The sequence below is a fragment of the Bradyrhizobium sp. IC4060 genome (genome assembly GCF_020193715.1).
Classification (GTDB): domain Bacteria; phylum Pseudomonadota; class Alphaproteobacteria; order Rhizobiales; family Xanthobacteraceae; genus Bradyrhizobium; species Bradyrhizobium yuanmingense.
This window is the reverse complement of sequence record NZ_JADYVJ010000004.1, coordinates 443,067-459,260: the sequence shown is the minus strand read 5'-3', so window position 1 is coordinate 459,260 and position 16,194 is coordinate 443,067. Positions and strand designations below refer to the sequence as shown.

14 protein-coding genes are annotated in these 16,194 nt (G+C 62.6%); 10 read left to right on the top strand and 4 right to left on the bottom strand.

Features of this window, described 5'->3' with window-relative positions; genetic code table 11:
* Positions 1-8 precede the first annotated feature (8 nt).
* From I6F16_RS18170 to I6F16_RS18145, 6 genes are all read left to right on the top strand, one after another.
* The gene (locus I6F16_RS18170) at positions 9-1,799 is read left to right on the top strand and encodes an FAD-dependent monooxygenase (RefSeq protein ID WP_225114484.1); all 1,791 of its coding nucleotides are present in this window, start codon (positions 9-11) and stop codon (positions 1,797-1,799) included.
* Positions 1,800-1,881: 82 nt separating this feature from the next.
* Complete coding sequence (locus tag I6F16_RS18165) at positions 1,882-3,207, top strand: ABC transporter substrate-binding protein (RefSeq protein WP_225114483.1); 1,326 nt, start codon at positions 1,882-1,884, stop codon at positions 3,205-3,207.
* An 83-nt stretch (positions 3,208-3,290) separates the two neighbouring features.
* Entirely contained in the window at positions 3,291-4,004 is a 714-nt protein-coding gene (locus I6F16_RS18160) for an ABC transporter ATP-binding protein (RefSeq protein WP_225114482.1), read from the top strand.
* Complete coding sequence (locus I6F16_RS18155) at positions 4,001-4,705, top strand: ABC transporter ATP-binding protein (protein WP_225173908.1); 705 nt, start codon at positions 4,001-4,003, stop codon at positions 4,703-4,705. The genes I6F16_RS18160 and I6F16_RS18155 overlap by 4 nt, the downstream gene beginning before the upstream one ends.
* A gap of 7 nt (positions 4,706-4,712) precedes the next feature.
* The gene (locus tag I6F16_RS18150; protein ID WP_225173907.1) at positions 4,713-5,579 is read left to right on the top strand and encodes a branched-chain amino acid ABC transporter permease; all 867 of its coding nucleotides are present in this window, start codon (positions 4,713-4,715) and stop codon (positions 5,577-5,579) included.
* A complete protein-coding gene (locus tag I6F16_RS18145) occupies positions 5,576-6,688 on the top strand; it encodes a branched-chain amino acid ABC transporter permease (RefSeq protein WP_225173906.1) in 1,113 nt (370 codons plus the stop codon). Before I6F16_RS18150 ends, I6F16_RS18145 begins: the two co-directional genes overlap by 4 nt.
* Positions 6,689-7,502: 814 nt before the next feature.
* On the opposite strand, the gene I6F16_RS18140 is transcribed toward I6F16_RS18145, so the two are convergent.
* Positions 7,503-8,378 carry a GNAT family N-acetyltransferase gene (locus tag I6F16_RS18140; protein WP_036008192.1) on the bottom strand — a complete coding sequence of 292 codons (876 nt, stop codon included), beginning with the start codon at positions 8,376-8,378 and terminating at the stop codon, positions 7,503-7,505.
* Positions 8,379-8,699: 321 nt separating this feature from the next.
* Between I6F16_RS18140 and I6F16_RS18135 the strand changes: the two genes are divergently transcribed.
* From I6F16_RS18135 to I6F16_RS18125, 3 genes are all read left to right on the top strand, one after another.
* Positions 8,700-9,623, top strand: coding sequence for a glyoxylate/hydroxypyruvate reductase A (locus tag I6F16_RS18135; protein WP_036008189.1), 924 nt, complete (start codon positions 8,700-8,702; stop codon positions 9,621-9,623).
* A gap of 13 nt (positions 9,624-9,636) precedes the next feature.
* A complete protein-coding gene (locus I6F16_RS18130) occupies positions 9,637-9,993 on the top strand; it encodes a cupin domain-containing protein (protein WP_109142887.1) in 357 nt (118 codons plus the stop codon).
* 206 nt (positions 9,994-10,199) lie between these two features.
* A complete protein-coding gene (locus I6F16_RS18125; protein WP_225114741.1) occupies positions 10,200-11,657 on the top strand; it encodes an NAD-dependent succinate-semialdehyde dehydrogenase in 1,458 nt (485 codons plus the stop codon).
* A gap of 131 nt (positions 11,658-11,788) precedes the next feature.
* Here the strand turns inward: I6F16_RS18125 and I6F16_RS18120 are convergent, their stop codons facing one another.
* Complete coding sequence (locus I6F16_RS18120; protein WP_036025117.1) at positions 11,789-12,478, bottom strand: haloacid dehalogenase type II; 690 nt, start codon at positions 12,476-12,478, stop codon at positions 11,789-11,791.
* A 343-nt stretch (positions 12,479-12,821) separates the two neighbouring features.
* Between I6F16_RS18120 and I6F16_RS18115 the strand changes: the two genes are divergently transcribed.
* Positions 12,822-14,198 carry an aspartate aminotransferase family protein gene (locus I6F16_RS18115; RefSeq protein ID WP_225114740.1) on the top strand — a complete coding sequence of 459 codons (1,377 nt, stop codon included), beginning with the start codon at positions 12,822-12,824 and terminating at the stop codon, positions 14,196-14,198.
* A gap of 16 nt (positions 14,199-14,214) precedes the next feature.
* Here I6F16_RS18115 and I6F16_RS18110 read toward each other — a convergent pair whose 3' ends face one another.
* Entirely contained in the window at positions 14,215-14,691 is a 477-nt protein-coding gene (locus I6F16_RS18110; RefSeq protein ID WP_027544593.1) for an Lrp/AsnC family transcriptional regulator, read from the bottom strand.
* Between the two features lie 113 nt (positions 14,692-14,804).
* Entirely contained in the window at positions 14,805-16,130 is a 1,326-nt protein-coding gene (locus I6F16_RS18105; protein WP_225173905.1) for an FAD-binding oxidoreductase, read from the bottom strand.
* Positions 16,131-16,194 lie beyond the last annotated feature (64 nt).

Here is a 16,194-nt window from a genome sequence, read left to right as displayed (position 1 = left end):
AGAGAATGATGACCAGTAAACCGATCGAGACCGACGTGCTTGTCGTCGGCAGCGGCCCGGCCGGCGCGACGGCGGCGGCGCTGCTCGGCACGTACGGCGTCAAGCACATCTTGGTGACGAAATATGGCTGGCTGGCTGACACGCCGCGCGCCCACATCACCAACCAGCGTGCGATGGAGGTGCTGCGCGATCTCGGCCTCGAGGACAAGGCGGTGGCGCAGGCGGTGCCGCAGCATCTGATGGCCAACAACGTGTTCTGCGAAAGCCTTGCCGGCGAGGAGTTCGGCCGACTCTATTCCTGGGGCAATCATCCCTCGCGCAAGGCGGATTACGATCTCGCCAGCCCGACCCGGATCTGCGACCTGCCGCAGAATTTGCTCGAGCCGATCCTGATCGAGGCCGCCGGCCAGCGCGGCACTTCGCTGTGCCTCAACACCGAGTTTATCGACCTGGTGCAGGATGCCGACGGCGTCACCGCAACGGTGAAGGACCGGCTATCCGGCGAGACCTACCAGATCCGCGCGAAGTATCTGATCGGCGCCGATGGCGGCCGCAGCCGTGTTGCCGAGGTGATCGGGCTGCCGATGGAGGGGCAGATGGGCCGCGCCGGCAGCATGAACATCATCGTGCAGGCGGACTTGAGCAAATACGTCGCGCACAGGCCGAGTGTACTCTATTGGGTGCTGCAGCCGGGCGCGCAGATCGGCGGCATCGGCGCCGGCCTGATCCGCATGGTGCGGCCCTGGAACGAATGGCTGATCATCTGGGGCTACGACATCGAGCAGGGCGAGCGCAAGCTCAGCAATGACGAGGCGATCTCGATCGTGCGCAATCTCGTCGGCGACGAGACGCTGGAGGTCAAGGTTCGCTCGACCTCGACCTGGACCGTGAACGAGATGTATGCCGGCCACTATGCGGTCGGCCGCGTGTTCTGCGCCGGCGATGCCGTGCACCGCCATCCGCCGAGCAACGGCCTCGGCTCCAACACCTCGATCCAGGACTCCTATAATTTGTGCTGGAAGCTGAAGCTGGTGCTCGAGGGCCATGCGGCGCCGTCGCTGCTCGAGACCTACTCGGCCGAGCGTCAGCCGGTCGGCAAGCAGATCGTGACCCGCGCCAACAAGAGCATCGGCGAGTTCCCGCCGATCTTCGAGGCGGTGGGACTTGTCGCCTCGACCGATCCGACTGAGGCGCGCAAGGCGATCGCCGCGCGCAAGGCGCCGACCACCGAGGGCAAGGCGCGCCGCAAGAAGCTCAATGAGGCCATCGCCATCAAGAGCTACGAGTTCAACTGCCACGGCGTCGAGATGAACCAGCGCTATGGCTCGAGCGCCGTGGTGTCCGACGGCACGCCGATGCCGGCCTTCAGCCGCGATCACGAACTTTATTATCAGGCCACCACCTGGCCCGGCGCGCACTTGCCTCATGTCTGGGTCGAGCATCAGGGTCAGCGCAAATCGACGCTCGATCTTGTCGGCAAGGGCCGTTTCACGCTGCTCACCGGGATCGGGGGCGATGGCTGGAAGGCGGCTTCTGCCGCAGTCGAGAAGGCCTACGGCCTACCGGTCGATGTCGTCACCATCGGCCCGCAAGGCTGCGATGCGCTCGACATCTATGCCGATTGGTATCGCCAGAGCGAAGTCGACGAGGACGGCTGCGTGCTGGTGCGGCCCGACATGTACGTCGCCTGGCGCGCCAGAGAGGCGGCAGTGAATGCCCCCGACGTGCTGCTCGACGTGTTCGGCCAGATCCTCGGCCGTAGCGCGAAGGCGCAGGCGAAGTCCGTCGCCGCCGCGTGATGCGACGCTGCGCGGATAATGTTCCAGAACGGAATGAACGGCAGCCGGCCTGAAAAACCGGCGTGCCTCAAGGGAGGGGAAAATGACCAAGGACCTATTGAACATAAAATCTTTCGATCGCCGCCGTGTGCTGCAGGGCATCGCCGGTGGGCTCGCCGCCGCAGGCTCGACGACTTTGTTCGCGCCGGCGGTGCGGGCGGCGAGCAAGCCGATCAAGATCGGTTATGTCTCGCCGAAGAGCGGTCCGCTGGCGGCCTTTGCCGAAGCTGACGACTTCGTGCTCGGCGAGTTCAGGAAGTTCATCAAGGATGGCGTCAAGGTCGGATCACAGACCTACTCGGTCGAGGTGGTGACCAAGGACAGCCAGTCAAATCCGAACCGCGCCGCTGAAGTGGCAAAAGAGCTGATCACGCGTGACAATGTCGGGCTGATCGTGGTCGGCGCCACGCCAGAGACCAACAATCCGGTAGCGACGCAGTGCGAACTCGAGCAGGTGCCGTGCATCTCCAGCGTGGCGCCGTGGCAGACCAACTTCATCGGCCGGCAGGCCAATCCGGGCGATCCCAAGAGCTGGAAGCCGTTCGAATACACCTTCCACTATTTCTGGGGGCTGGAGGACGTGATCGGCGTCTTCACCAGCATGTGGAGCCAGGTCGCGACCAACAAGTCGGTCGGCGCGCTGTTCCCCAACGATGCCGACGGCAACGCCTGGGGCGACACCACCATCGGCTTCCCGCCCGTATTGGCCAAGCAGGGTTTCAAGCTCACCGATCCCGGCCGCTTCCAGAACCTCACCGACGATTTCAGCTCGCAGATCGCGGCGTTTCGTGGTGCCGATGCCGAGATCGTCACCGGCGTGATCATCCCGCCCGACTTCACCACGTTCTGGAACCAAGCGCGACAGAAAGGGCTGAAGCCGAAAGTCGTGTCGGTCGCCAAGGCGCTGCTGTTCCCGGCGTCGGTGCAGGCGCTAGGCAAGGGCGGCAACAACATCTCAACCGAGGTGTGGTGGACGCCGACGCATCCCTACAAATCGAGCCTCAGCGGCGTCAGCGCCGCCGATCTGGCCAAGGGATATGAGCAAGCCTCCGGCAAGCAATGGACCCAGCCGATCGGCTTCGTGCATTCGCTGTTCGAGGTCGCGGTCGACGCCATCAAGCGCTCCGGCGACCCAGCGGATGGCGCGGCGCTCGCGAAGGCGATCGGCGCCACCAAGCTCGACACGATCGTGGGCCAGGTCGCCTTCGGCTCCAGCGCGGTGCCGCCGTTTGCAGCGAAGAACATCGCAAAGACGCCGCTGGTCGGCGGCCAGTGGCGGCTCAGCGGCGACAAGTACAACATGGTGATCACGGACAACAAGCTGGCGCCGCAGATTCCGCTCGGCGGCGACATGCAGGCGCTGAGTTAGCGCAACCCAGCTGCTCATCGAAGGCGGAAGATGCGTGGCGTTGCTGCGCATCTCCTCTCCGCCGAAACTAGATATGGGCGACCATGCTCGAACTTCATGCCATCTCGAAACGGTTCGGCGCCATCGTCGTTGCCGAGGCGATCGACCTGACGCTGTCCTCCGGCGAGGCGCTGGGCGTGATCGGGCCGAACGGCGCCGGCAAATCGACCCTGTTCAACCTGATCACCGGGCTGCTGCGGCCTGATGCCGGCCGCATCGTTCTCGATGGCGCCGACATCACGGGTCTCTCGCCCGAGGCACGCTGTCGCGCCGGCATTGGGCGCTCGTTCCAGATCCCGCAACCGTTCGACCATCTCTCGGTGTTCGAGAACCTTGCGGTCGCCGCGCTGTTCGGCGGCGGCCTATCGGAGGCGGATGCGATCCAGCATTGCGGCCGCATGCTCGATCTGACCGGCCTCGAAGCCAAGGCCAATCGGCTCGCGGGCAGCCTGCCGCTGCTCGATCGCAAGCGGCTCGAACTGGCGCGGGCGCTCGCCACCCGGCCGCGCACGCTGTTGCTCGACGAGATCGCGGGCGGCCTCACCGATGCCGAATGCCACGAGTTGGTCGAGACCATCCGCACCATCCACGCCGAAGGCGTCGGCATCATCTGGATCGAGCACGTGGTGCATGCGCTGCTCGCGGTGGTGCAGCGGCTGGTCGTCTTGAACTTTGGCAAGGTCGTCGCCCAGGGCGCACCAGTGGAGGTAATGCGCTCGCGCGAGATTGAGACCATCTATATGGGCGTGCCGGCATGACCGCGCTGCTCGATGTCACGGCGCTCGATGCGTTCTACGGCGACTTCCAGGCGCTGTTCGGCATCGACTTCGAGCTGAATGAGGGCGAGGCGGTCGCTGTGATCGGCGCCAACGGCGCCGGCAAGTCGACCATGCTGAAATCGCTGGCGGGGCTGGTGAAGAACCGTCCCGATGCGATCCGCCTCGGGGGACGGGCGATCGGCGATGCGTCCGCTGCCAGCATCGTCCGGCTCGGCCTCGCGTTGGTGCCGGAGGGCCGCCAGCTGTTTCCCTCGCTCAGCGTCGAGGAGAACCTCTTGATCGGCGCCTATGGCGGCGAACGCAGCGCGCCGTGGGATCTCGCCGCGGTCTACCGCATGTTTCCGGTGCTGAAGGAGCGGCGGCGCGGCGCCGTCACCGCGCTGTCGGGTGGGCAGCAGCAGATGGTGGCGATCGGCCGCGCGCTGATGTCCAACCCACAGATCCTGCTGTGCGACGAGATCAGCCTCGGCCTCGCGCCGATCGTGGTGGAGGACATCTACCGCATGCTGCCGAAGATCCGCTCCGGCGGTACCGCCGTCGTGCTGGTCGAGCAGGACATCGCCCGCGTATTGCGGGCTTCGGATCGCTTCTACTGTTTGCAGGAGGGACGGGTGACGCTGAGCGGACGGCCAGGGGATGTCGACAAGGACACGATCCGCGCGGCCTATTTCGGAGCATGAGGGAGCGATGAGCGGGTTCGACACCATCATCGAAGGCGTGCTGCTCGGCGGCGTCTACGCGCTGTTCGCGCTCGGCTTGTCGCTGATCTTCGGCATCATGCGCCTGGTCAATCTGGCGCATGGCGATCTGATCCTGCTTGCCGCCTATCTGGTGCTCAGCACCACCACCGCGCTCGGTCTGCCGCTTGCGGCCGCATCCCTGCTGGTCGTCATCACCATGTTCGTGCTCGGCTTCGTGCTGCAGCGGCTGGTGCTGGAGCGGGTGCTCGGCGACGACATCCTGCCGCCGCTGCTCGTCACCTTCGGCCTGTCGGTCGTGATCCAGAACGGACTGCTGCTCGGCTACGGCGCCGACAGCCGCCGGCTGCAGGCAGGCGCCTTCGAATCCTCATCGGTGGCGGTCGCCCCCGGGTTGAGCGTCGGGCTGGCGCCGCTGGCCGCGTTGGTGACGGCAGTTGCCGCCGTCGCGCTGCTCCAGCTCATCTTCTATCGCACCTCGCTCGGCCGCGCCTTCCGCGCCACTGCGGATAATCCGGCGATCGCGCAGTTGATGGGCGTCAACGAGCGCAATGTCTACGCCATCGCGGTCGGACTGTCGCTCGCAGTGTCGGTGATCGCAGCTGTCGTGATCGGTATCCGCGCCAGCTTCGATCCGTCGATCGGACCGGCGCGGCTGCTCTACGCATTCGAGGCGGTGATCATCGGCGGGCTCGGCAGCCTGTGGGGGACGCTGGCGGGCGGCATCGTGCTCGGGCTGGCGCAGGCGATCGGAGGGCGGATCAATCCGGAATGGCAGATCCTGGCCGGCCATCTCGCTTTCCTCGCCGTGCTGATGGTGCGGCCGCGCGGGCTGTTCCCGGCGGGGCGGACATGAGCGTCGAAAGCATCCATATTCCGGCAAGCCGCGAGCCGCGCCCGGTGGACGCGCCGGTGTGGCAGGTTCGGGTCGGCACACGGCTGTCGCGCGTCGCGGCCGTGGCCGGCATCGCGCTGATCGTGGCGCTGGCCGCGCTGCCAGCGATCGCCTCGCGCAACCTGATCCAGGATCTGATCTTCGTCTTCACCATGCTGACCTTGGCACAGCTCTGGAACGTGCTGGCCGGGTGGGGCGGGCTGGTATCGGTCGGGCAGCAGGCGTTTGTCGGGCTCGGCGCCTATGCGCTGTTTGCCGGCATCGTGATGGCCGGGCTCGATCCGGTTGCGGCGATCCCGCTGGCCGGACTGTTCGCGGCGCTGGTCGCGGCGGTGCTCGGGCCGCTGCTGTTCCGGTTGGAGGGGCCATATTTCGCGATCGGCAGCTGGGTCGCTGCCGAAGCGCTGCGGCTGATCTGCGCCCAGTTCAAGTCGCTCGGCGGCGGCACCGGGATGTCGATCTCGCCGAGCGAGCTGTCGCAGATGGTCGGGCTGAAGGCGGTGCAGGCGCTGCTTGGCCTGCGCCCGGCGGCCGCGCGTGACGTGCTGGTCTACTGGCTGGCACTGCTGCTCGTCGTGCTGGTCACGCTCGGCATCTACGCCTTCATGCGCTCGCACCACGGCCTTGCGCTGGCTGCAAGCCGTGACAACGCAGCGGCGGCGCGCAGCGTCGGCGTCCGCACCGCGCGGACTCGCCACGTGCTGTGGATCGCGGTCGCCTTCGCCACCGGCATGATCGGGGCCGTGGTTTATTTGCAGAAGGCGCGTATTTCGCCTGATGCGGCCTTCAGCGTCACCGACTGGACCGCCTATGTCATCTTCATCGTCGTGATCGGCGGGGTACGCACCATCGAAGGTCCGATGGTCGGCGTGCTCCTGCTGTGGGGGCTCGTCACCTATCTCGCCCAGTATGGCAGTCTCTATCTCGTCGTGCTCGGCACGCTCGCCATCCTGATCATGCTGTTCATGCCCAACGGCGTGTGGGGCGCGGCAGCTCGACGCTGGCAATTGCAGCCGTTCCCGACCCAGCGCTGGCTCAGCCGCAGCCAGTCCGGTCCAATGCCATTATGACCAGCCTTGTGCCGGGTCGCTTCGTCCATTCAGAAGCGCCGCCAGTCCATCTTTGGCAAGGAGGCGCTCTGGCGTCCATGCGCCTTTGCAGTTGGATGTTTCGCTGTAAGCCATTGATCTCCAATGATCGGATATTGGCTCAGTTGGAAATTCTCTTGAGAAATCAAGGCCAGGAGCGTGTCTCTTAATCAGCGGGTCCCAGGTTCGAGCCCTGGTGCGCCCACCAAGTTTTTCAAAGACTTGGCCAGACCTCGCGCAGAACGGACGTTTCGGTTGGAAGCTTGGCTTGATCGACCCTCTCTGTGGGCGAGACTAAGTCACACACCCGTTTGGCTCTGTCCCTCACTGCACATTCGCAGCATGAGATACAGCGCGAGGGTCGCGCAGTACAGGCGGATTACATGAGCGTCGTAGATTAGGACACTCTGGCGAGGAAAACGGACGTGCTCGAGCGGCTCTGCGTAATCGGCAAGAGCGCAGACGGTGCGATGAATAACTCGTTCGATCGAGAAGCTGCGGGACAGCCGATGAGCGCCAGCGTTCTGTCGATCTCTTCGAAAAGGATAGCCAGGGCCTTGGATGCCACAGCCCCTTGCGGCAAATCCGTAGAGGACGGATCGACCTAGCAGCACCGCTTTGGCGCATAACTAGGAGCGGGGCCGCGGCCTGCCTCGACCAGTCGTCCGGGAAGGCGAGCGCCACGCTTCGAGGAGCATCTGGATAGATCCGCTATTTTGGGCGGGACGTGTTCTCCCTCTCGCTCTGTCCCTCCCGTGAAGCACGAGCTGGACTGTTAGCAGTTCGCTTCACAGCCTCAGCTCAACGCGTGACCGGCCAGCCCGTAAACCCACGGCTCGTTTCCCTTTCGGTTCAGGAATCGCCGTCCCTTGGACATGGTAGTGACTGTATCGTTCATTCCGAGGCGGCTCTGTTGAAGAAAATCCGCAAACAGACCCGTCTGCTCCCGCGTATCAACGCGGGCGAACTTTCCGGCGAGATCCTTGAGATGCACGGCCGTAAGATGGATCGCGTCACAATCATTGCTGGCGACGATAGGGCCGATCACATGACCGCGCCCGAATTCGCGCTTCATGGAATAACCGACGGTCTCACCGCCACGACGCAGGACGCAGATTGACGCACCTTCAGAAAGCAATGCAAGCAGCCTCTGACGACTGGTCCCGAACGCGCGTTCATCCAGTGCTGTGATCTCTTGGATATTCCCGGTGAGCGGGCTCAATTCGCCGTCGAGCGCCGGCACTGGCGGAGGTGGTGACACGGCCTCTCCCTGCCACTGATAGACGGTGGCTTCCTTCGTGAAGCCCAGGGAAAGATACAGATGGTACGCGGCATCGGTCGAATTGAGGCTTAGAGTCCGGTCGCCACACCGCTCGAACACCTGCTCCATGAGCCAACGGCCGGTACCCTGCGCCTGGGTTCGGGGCGATGTGATCACCAGGCCAATGGTCGCGAATTCGCGGCCATATGGGAACCACATCGCGCTGCCGAAGACGCGTCCTATGCCATCAACGGCTACGATGCCGTGACCTGCGCGGCGCAAAAAATCCCAATCCTTGGGTCGATGCGGCCAGCCAACCCCGGTTGAGAGTGCGTGGAGCAGCGTCACATCAACGTCGTTGATGTCCTTCGCGGCCAGCTCAAAGGACTTCACACGTACCGTTCGTCCCATCTCGACTCGTCCGTTCCTTCGCGGGATGCCAATCTTTCGCACATCGCGCCTTTTCTTTTCCGCCAGGGTAGCGGGCTTATTTCGCCCACTATCGCACGGAAAGCCAGCAGGTTTCCCCTGTTTGGGCCCTCTTTTCGAAATCTTCGGCCTGTCTTGCAACGTAATTCGGCAGGGAAAGCTCCGGCTCGCGGCTATCCTCTCGGTGTTCGGCAAAAATCGTGGAGGCAGACCGGATCGCCGTGAATCCCCGCGAAAGTCTTGCAAGGCTAGTCGCTTTTCCCGACGTCGTCGACATACCGAGCGAGGCGGAGACGTGCATCGATGGCATTTCTTTTCAATTCTGATGCTGCCAGGGGCGCAGTCTTCCGGGAGGCTTTTGCGTGTGAGCTCCCTGACCTGGAATTTTACCATTGCAGCGAAGCTATCGATCCGGAAAAGATACGGTACCTGCTGACCTGGAACGTGCCAGACGATGTCTCGCGCTTTTGTAATCTGGAGCTGCTCTTTTCCATCGGCGCCGGCGTCGATCAGTTCAATCCGGAGACCATACCTGGCCACGTGAAGCTCGTGCGCATGGTCGAGGATGGCATCATACGCATGATGCAGGAATACGTCGTCCTTGGTGTGCTGACGCTGCATCGCGAGATGCTGGCCTACCAAGGGCAGCAGAGAAGGGGCGTTTGGCAAGCGCTTCCAACGTCCCAGGCGACCGATCGGCGTATTGGCTTCCTGGGGCTTGGCATGCTGGCGCAAGCTGCAATCGACCGCCTGAAGCCGTTCCAGTTTCCCATCGCCGCGTGGAGCCGCAGCGAAAAAACTGTCGAGGGAGTCACCTGCTTTCATGGGGACGCCCAGCTTGGCAACTTCCTGCGAGGAACGAATATCCTCGTCTGTCTTCTTCCCCTGACGGAGCAAACAAGCGGCATCCTGAACGCAAGGCTCTTCTCGCTTTTGCCAGCTGGAGCGAGGCTGCTCCACGTCGGCCGCGGCCCGCAGCTTGACCAGGGCGCACTCATCGAGGCGCTCGACAGCGGGCACCTTGCAGCCGCCATGCTTGACGTCACCGATCCCGAGCCGCTGCCGGACGGCCATCTACTCTGGTCCCATCCGAAGGTGATCATCACGCCGCATATCGCATCCGTGACCCAACCGCATACGGCGGCACAATCGGTCATAGAGAACATCCGGCGCCACCGCGCTGGACGAAACCCGATCGGTCTTGTCGATCGAACACTCGGTTACTAACAGGAAAGAAGCCATGTCCCTTCTGGTCACCATTGACACCAATCCGGACTTCGCACCGAAGAACGCCTTGCCTGCTCCGGAACGGCTCATCTCCGGGAATCCATCGTTCAAGACCTGGGCACAGGACGCCTCGAAAGGCGAGAAGGTGCTGACCGGTGTCTGGGAAGCGACACCCGGCGAGACTCATTCCATCAAGGGCTCCACGTTCGAGTTCTGTCACATTCTCTCGGGTCTCATCGAGATCGAGGAAAAGGGTGGTGAGACCAGGAGGTACCGCGCCGGCGACAGCTTTGTGATGAAACCCGGCTTCGTTGGCGTCTGGCGCACGATCGAGACCGTGCGAAAGATCTACGTCTGTCATTATGATTGAGACGATGCTGAGGGCTGCACTAGCGGCCCTCAGAATATTCGACCTCCGAGACCGCGCCTGACCAGATTCAACGCGGCCAGACACTTCATTCTCAAGGAAAAATGCGGCGTGCGGTTCTGTACTGCTCGCATGAGATGGCTTCGTCTCGCCACGCGCAAATCCAGGCAGTGATGGTGAGGTCGGGCCCGAAACCAAGGAACAAGCCCATGATTGCATTGAAGGACAAGGATCTGTTTCGCCAGCATGCGCTGATCGGCAGCAACTGGCGGGACGCGAGCACGAGAGCCACCGTTGATGTCATTGATCCTGCCAGCCAGAAAGTGCTTGGCACCATCCCGGATATGGGCCGAGACGAGACCAGGGCAGCAATTGACGCGGCGGCCGCCGCGTTCAAGCACTGGAAGACCCGGGCTCATGCAGAGCGCGCTGCGCTGCTGGAGCGCTGGTATGAGCTCATGCGGCACCATGAGCAGGATTTGGCTCTTCTGCTCACGCTGGAACAGGGCAAGCCGCTTGCTGAATCTCTCGGAGAGATCCGTTATGGGGCATCCTTCGTCAAATGGTTTGCCGAAGAGGCCCGCCGCATCAACGGATCGACAATCCCGGCGCCCAGCGTCGATCGTCGCATTCTGGTGCTGAAAGAACCGGTCGGCGTCTGCGGGATCATCACGCCCTGGAATTTCCCCAACGCGATGATAACCCGCAAAGTGGCACCAGCGCTTGCTGCGGGCTGCACAGTGGTCATCAAGCCATCTGAGTTTACGCCTTTTTCAGCTCTCGCCATCGCTGTCCTGGCTGAGCGGGCCGGAATCCCGGCGGGCGTGATCAACATCGTGACGGGCATGCCGGCGGACATCGGCGCGGAGCTGATGGCCAATGAAACCGTCCGCAAGATCTCGTTCACCGGATCGACACGCGTCGGCGCTTTGCTGATGAGGGGCGCCGCCGACAACATCAAGCGGCTCAGCCTCGAGCTCGGCGGCAACGCGCCGTTCATCGTCTTTGACGATGCCGACGTCGACCGGGCGGTCGAGGGGGCGATTGCGTCAAAATTCCGCAATGGCGGGCAAACGTGCGTCTGCTGCAATCGCATCCTGGTGCAAGCTGGCATCTACGACGCCTTCGCCCAGAAGCTCGCCAGCCAGGTTGAAAAAATGAAGGTCGGTGCCGGGACGGAAGAGGGGGTCGCAATCGGGCCGATGATCAACAGCGCGGCGATCGAGAAGATCAAGCGACACGTCACGGACGCCCTGGATAAGGGCGCAAAGATCATCTCGGAGAGTGAGGCGGTGCCGGAAGGTCGGCAATATGCCCGCCCTCTCGTGCTCGGCGGCGCAACAACTGAGATGCTCCTGGCTTCGGAAGAGACCTTCGGGCCGGTCGCACCGCTTTTCCGCTTTGAGACCGAGGACGAGGCGATTGCGATCGCCAACGGCACGCCTTTTGGCCTTGCCGCCTATTTCTACACGGAAAACCTCAAGCGCTCCTGGCGTGTTGCCGAGGCGCTCGAGTTCGGCATGGTCGGCTTGAACACCGGCCTGATCTCGACCGAGGTGGCGCCTTTCGGCGGTGTCAAACAGTCGGGCCTAGGACGCGAGGGATCTCAACTCGGGATAGAAGAATATCTCGAGACCAAGGCGCTCCACGTCGGCGGCCTGGACTGAGCGGCCCAATATCTGAAGCAAAAAAAAAGGGGGGCGGTCGAACCGCCCCCTTTTTTGCTTCACGGCGCACCGATCTCGATTGAAGCTTTTGAAGAACTGAAGCGCAACGAGAGAACCTGAGGGAACTGCGCTCACGCGCTCTTGCGCAGGGGCTCCAGGCCGACTGCTGCGGCAAGCCCTCCGATGTCAGCCACCTCGGTGTATTCATAGAAGGGGTTCGCGGGCTCGTGACCGCGGTTCACCCAGACCTTGCTCTTGATGCCCAGATCGTAGGCGGTCATCAGATCGTAGCGGAACGAGGAGGAGACGTGAGTGATATCTTCCGGGCCGCAGCCCAGCTTGTCGAACATGTATTCGAAGCCTTTCATGTGCGGCTTGTAGGCGCCAGTCTCCTCGGCCGTGATGACCGTGTGGAAGGGAGCGCCGAGCTTGTCCACGTTGGACATGATGAGGTTCTTCATTGAGTTCGACAAGATGACCAGCGGAATCTCCCTGGCAACCTTGGCCAGACCCGCCGGGACGTCCGGATGTGGACCCCACGTGTGGATCTCTTCATTGATGCGCTGGGCATCCTCCGGCCGAAATACGATACCGTTGCGCTTGCAAGCGCGCTCTACTGAATTGTGCACGACCTCGAAGTACGGCTTCCACGCGCCAAGAACTTCGTCCAGGCGATAGGCAGCGAAATCCTTGATGAAGCTTGCCATCGTCGTGGCAGAAAGTTGAGAGCCGTAGACCCTCCTTGCCGCGCCGGCCATGTCGAAATTGGTCAGCGTGCCGTAACAGTCGAAGGTGATGTATTTCGGTCTAAACGTTGCCATCGCTCGATCCTTTTCGGTCCTCACGCACCGCGGTCCGGTACGACAGGGATCATAGCGAGCAGAGGACCGGATAAAGCACCGCTGTCGCGGCGACGGAGAGCAGATTGTGTCGTATCGGATCGGCGCCGTGGCAGAGAGTTGTGTGAAAAGGCGCCTCCGAGTTGAGCGCCAATGCCAGGCACAGGCCGATGCCGGCACAAGATGCCGCGTCGATCGTCAATCAAAGTCAAAACGCCTTCCGTCCATGTCATGCCTGGGAGCAACTGCTGTTCCGGGCGTCTTACGTTGAGCTCCGAAGACATTGGGAGTGCCGCACAAGCGTGCGGTTGATCTGGAGGACAACATGTTGAGCAACTCGCTGGTTGAACTCGATCGCGCGCATCTGATTCATCCGGTCTCATCCTATCGCAGCCACGAGGCGACTGGCGTCCGCGTGCTGAAGTCAGGGAAAGGCGCGACGCTGACCGATGTCTCGGGTCGTCAATTGCTGGACGGCTTCGCCGGCCTGTGGTGTGTCAATGCCGGCTATGGGCAGGACAGCATCGTCGAAGCGGCCACCAGGCAGTTGCGCGAACTTCCCTATGCGACGGGTTATTTCGGATTGGGCTCCGACCCGGCCATCCGGCTGGCCGCCAGACTGGCTGAATTGGCGCCTGGCGATCTGAACCATGTCTATTTCACCTTGGGCGGCTCCGACGCCGTCGACAGCACGATCCGGTTCATCCGCTACTATTATCATGCCAAGGGTAGGCCGCAGAAGGACCAGTTCATTTCCGTCGAATCTGGTTACCATGGATCGTCGACGGCAGGATCTGGCCTGACCGCGCTGCCGGCTTTTCATGCGGGATTTGGAGTGCCATACAGCTGGCAGCACAAAATTCCCTCGCACTACGCCTATCGGAACCCCGTCGGTTCGCATCCCCAGGCGATCATTGCGGCGTCGGTCGCGGCTCTGCGCGCCAAGATCGCCGAGCTCGGCGCCGAACGCGTCGCGGCCTTCTATGTCGAGCCGATACAGGGGTCCGGAGGCGTCCTCGTTCCGCCGCCGTCCTGGATGAAAGCGATGCACGCTGTTTGCAAGGAGCACGACATTCTGTTCGTTGCCGATGAGGTCATCACCGGCTTTGGCCGTGTCGGTCCGTTGTTCGCCTGTGAAGAGGACGACGTCGTGCCGGATCTCATGACAACGGCAAAAGGGCTTACCTCGGGCTATGTGCCGATGGGGGCCGTTCTGATGTCCGACCGCGTCTACAACACGATCGCTGATGGCGCCGGCAAGGCTGCCATCGGCCACGGCTACACCTATTCGGCACATCCCGTCAGCGCAGCTGTCGGGCTTGCGTGCCTTGATCTTTACGAAAACGGCTTGCTGGAAAACGGCCGGAAGGCGGGATGCCGTCTCATGGAAGGCCTTCGCGCGCTGGCGGATCATCCGCTCGTCGGCGATGTCCGCGGTCGCGGCATGCTGGCTGCGATTGAGCTCGTCACTGACAAGGAGCGCAAGACGCCGCTGCCGGCGGAAGCCGATCCAGCGCGCCGTATTTTCGACCGCGCATGGGACAACGGTCTCGTCATCCGCGCCTTTGCCCAGGGCGTGCTCGGCTATGCGCCGCCGCTCTGCTGCACGGATGCGGACATCGACGGCATCATCGAGCGGACAAGGACTACGCTGGACCAGACGCTGGAAGATAGGGACGTGCGCGCAGCGATGAGAGGATAATCGCTGCGCCTGTTTGTCAACCGTTGAATATGCTTTCCAGCGGCAGATGGGATTTCACGATCGGGGACTTCAGCACGACAAAACTGAAATACTTGTCGATGCCGATATCCATCTCGACCAGCCGTTCCATGACGGCCTGGTATTCGCTGATACCCGCCGTGATGAACTTGACGAGATAGTCGTACCCGCCCGAAACGAGGTGGCATTCGACGACGGAATCGATCTTTTCAATGGTCGTGAGAAAGCGCGCGAAATCGATCTGCCGGTGATTCTTCAGGGTGATTTCAGCGAAGACGGTTAGAGTTTGTCCGAGCTTGGCAACATCGATCTGGGCGGAGTAGCCAGTGATGAAGCCCTCCGTCTGGAGCCTCTTGACGCGCATCAGGCACGGACTCGGGGAAAGGTTGATCAGCTCTGCGAGCTCGACGTTGGAGATCCGCCCGTTCTTCTGCAGTTCGCATAAAATCCTGATGTCGATCTTATCGAGCTTCATAGCAGTGCCATCAGATGGGGCCGACAACGGCGTGAGGGCTTTGAGACTTCAGCGTCATATGCATTGTCATAGCATCAACCAGCGTCTTTTCCCACCGAGGCGGAAGCTGCAATTCAGAACTCGCTGACCTTGCCCCAGGCGCTCTTTTTCAGCCGCGCCGGCCTGTAGGGGCGCGGGTCGACGATCGGCGGATCACCCGTGATGATGTCGGCGATCATATGACCCGCGCCTGGGCCAATTCCAAAACCGTGGCCGCTGAATCCCGCCGCAAGGATGAACCCTGGAATGGACTCAACTTCACCGATTGCTGGAATGCCGTCCGGCGTGCTGTCGATGTAGCCGGCCCAGACGTTTGAGATTTCGACGCGCTCAAGTTCCGGCACGAGCTTGCAAGCTCGTCGATGTGTCGCCCGAATCTGCCTCATGTCAGGGCGAGGATCGAGCGTCCGGTTCAGCTCCATCGGGGTCACCTCATCGAGCCCCCATTTCGCCAGGGATTCATGGCCGTGCCGCAGGCCCTCGAAAGCCCCAGGGCTGAGACTTCGCCAGCGGCGGGCGAACATGGGCAGGAATTCGCGGCCGAACCTGAATTGCTGCGGCGTCGGATCGACTCGCGCGCGCCCGCTGATTGCGAGCGTGTATCCGCCATTGCCGCGCCGCGTGAGCGAGACGAGCCCGGTGTAAAGGGCATCAGGAAGGCCGGCGGCGCCAGGGGCCACGGCGAGAATAGACTGGCGAACGGATGCCTGCGGGAAGCGAATTCCCAGCTGGTTGCAGAACGAGGACGCCCATGCACCTCCTGCCATGACCGCCGTCTTCGTCCGGATCGTGCCCGCTTCCGTCACCACTCCGCTGACGCGGCCGGCAGTGAGCTCTATGCCACGAGCCGCGCAAAGCTGGTGCACGCTGCCACCCGCCGCCATGATGCCGCGCGCGGCGACGGGCACGGCCTTTGAAGTATCTGCCGTGCCGTCTGTCGGCGAGAAGACGCCGCCCTTCCACTTGCGACCGGTCGCCCTGCCTCTCTCGCTCGCTTCTTCCGCACTCAGCATGTGCGTCGTGACCCCGACGGTCCTGGCAAAGTCTCGCCACTTTGCCCAGCCGGCCAGCTCATTGTCGTCGTTCGACAGATACAAAAGCCCACAGCGGCGAAAACCCGTATCTTCACCGGTCTCTCCGGCAACCCTTTCCCAGAGATCCAGGCTCTTGGTCGCAAGCGGTAACTCGCGCGCATCGCGGTTCTGTTGGCGGCACCATCCCCAGTTGCGGCTGGACTGCTCGGCGGCGACGCGGCCCTTTTCAAGCAAAGCAACCTTGAAGCCGCGGCGGGCGAGATAGTAGCTTGTGAACACGCCTACGACGCCGCCGCCGATCACAACGACGTCTGCCTCACGAGGTAGGGATGGATTGGATTCGATATGCAGGAGCGGCGCGCTCATCGGATTGGGGATCTCCGGTGGTTGCCGTAGCGTAACCGAGGAATTGCCGCAGCCCTCACGGACT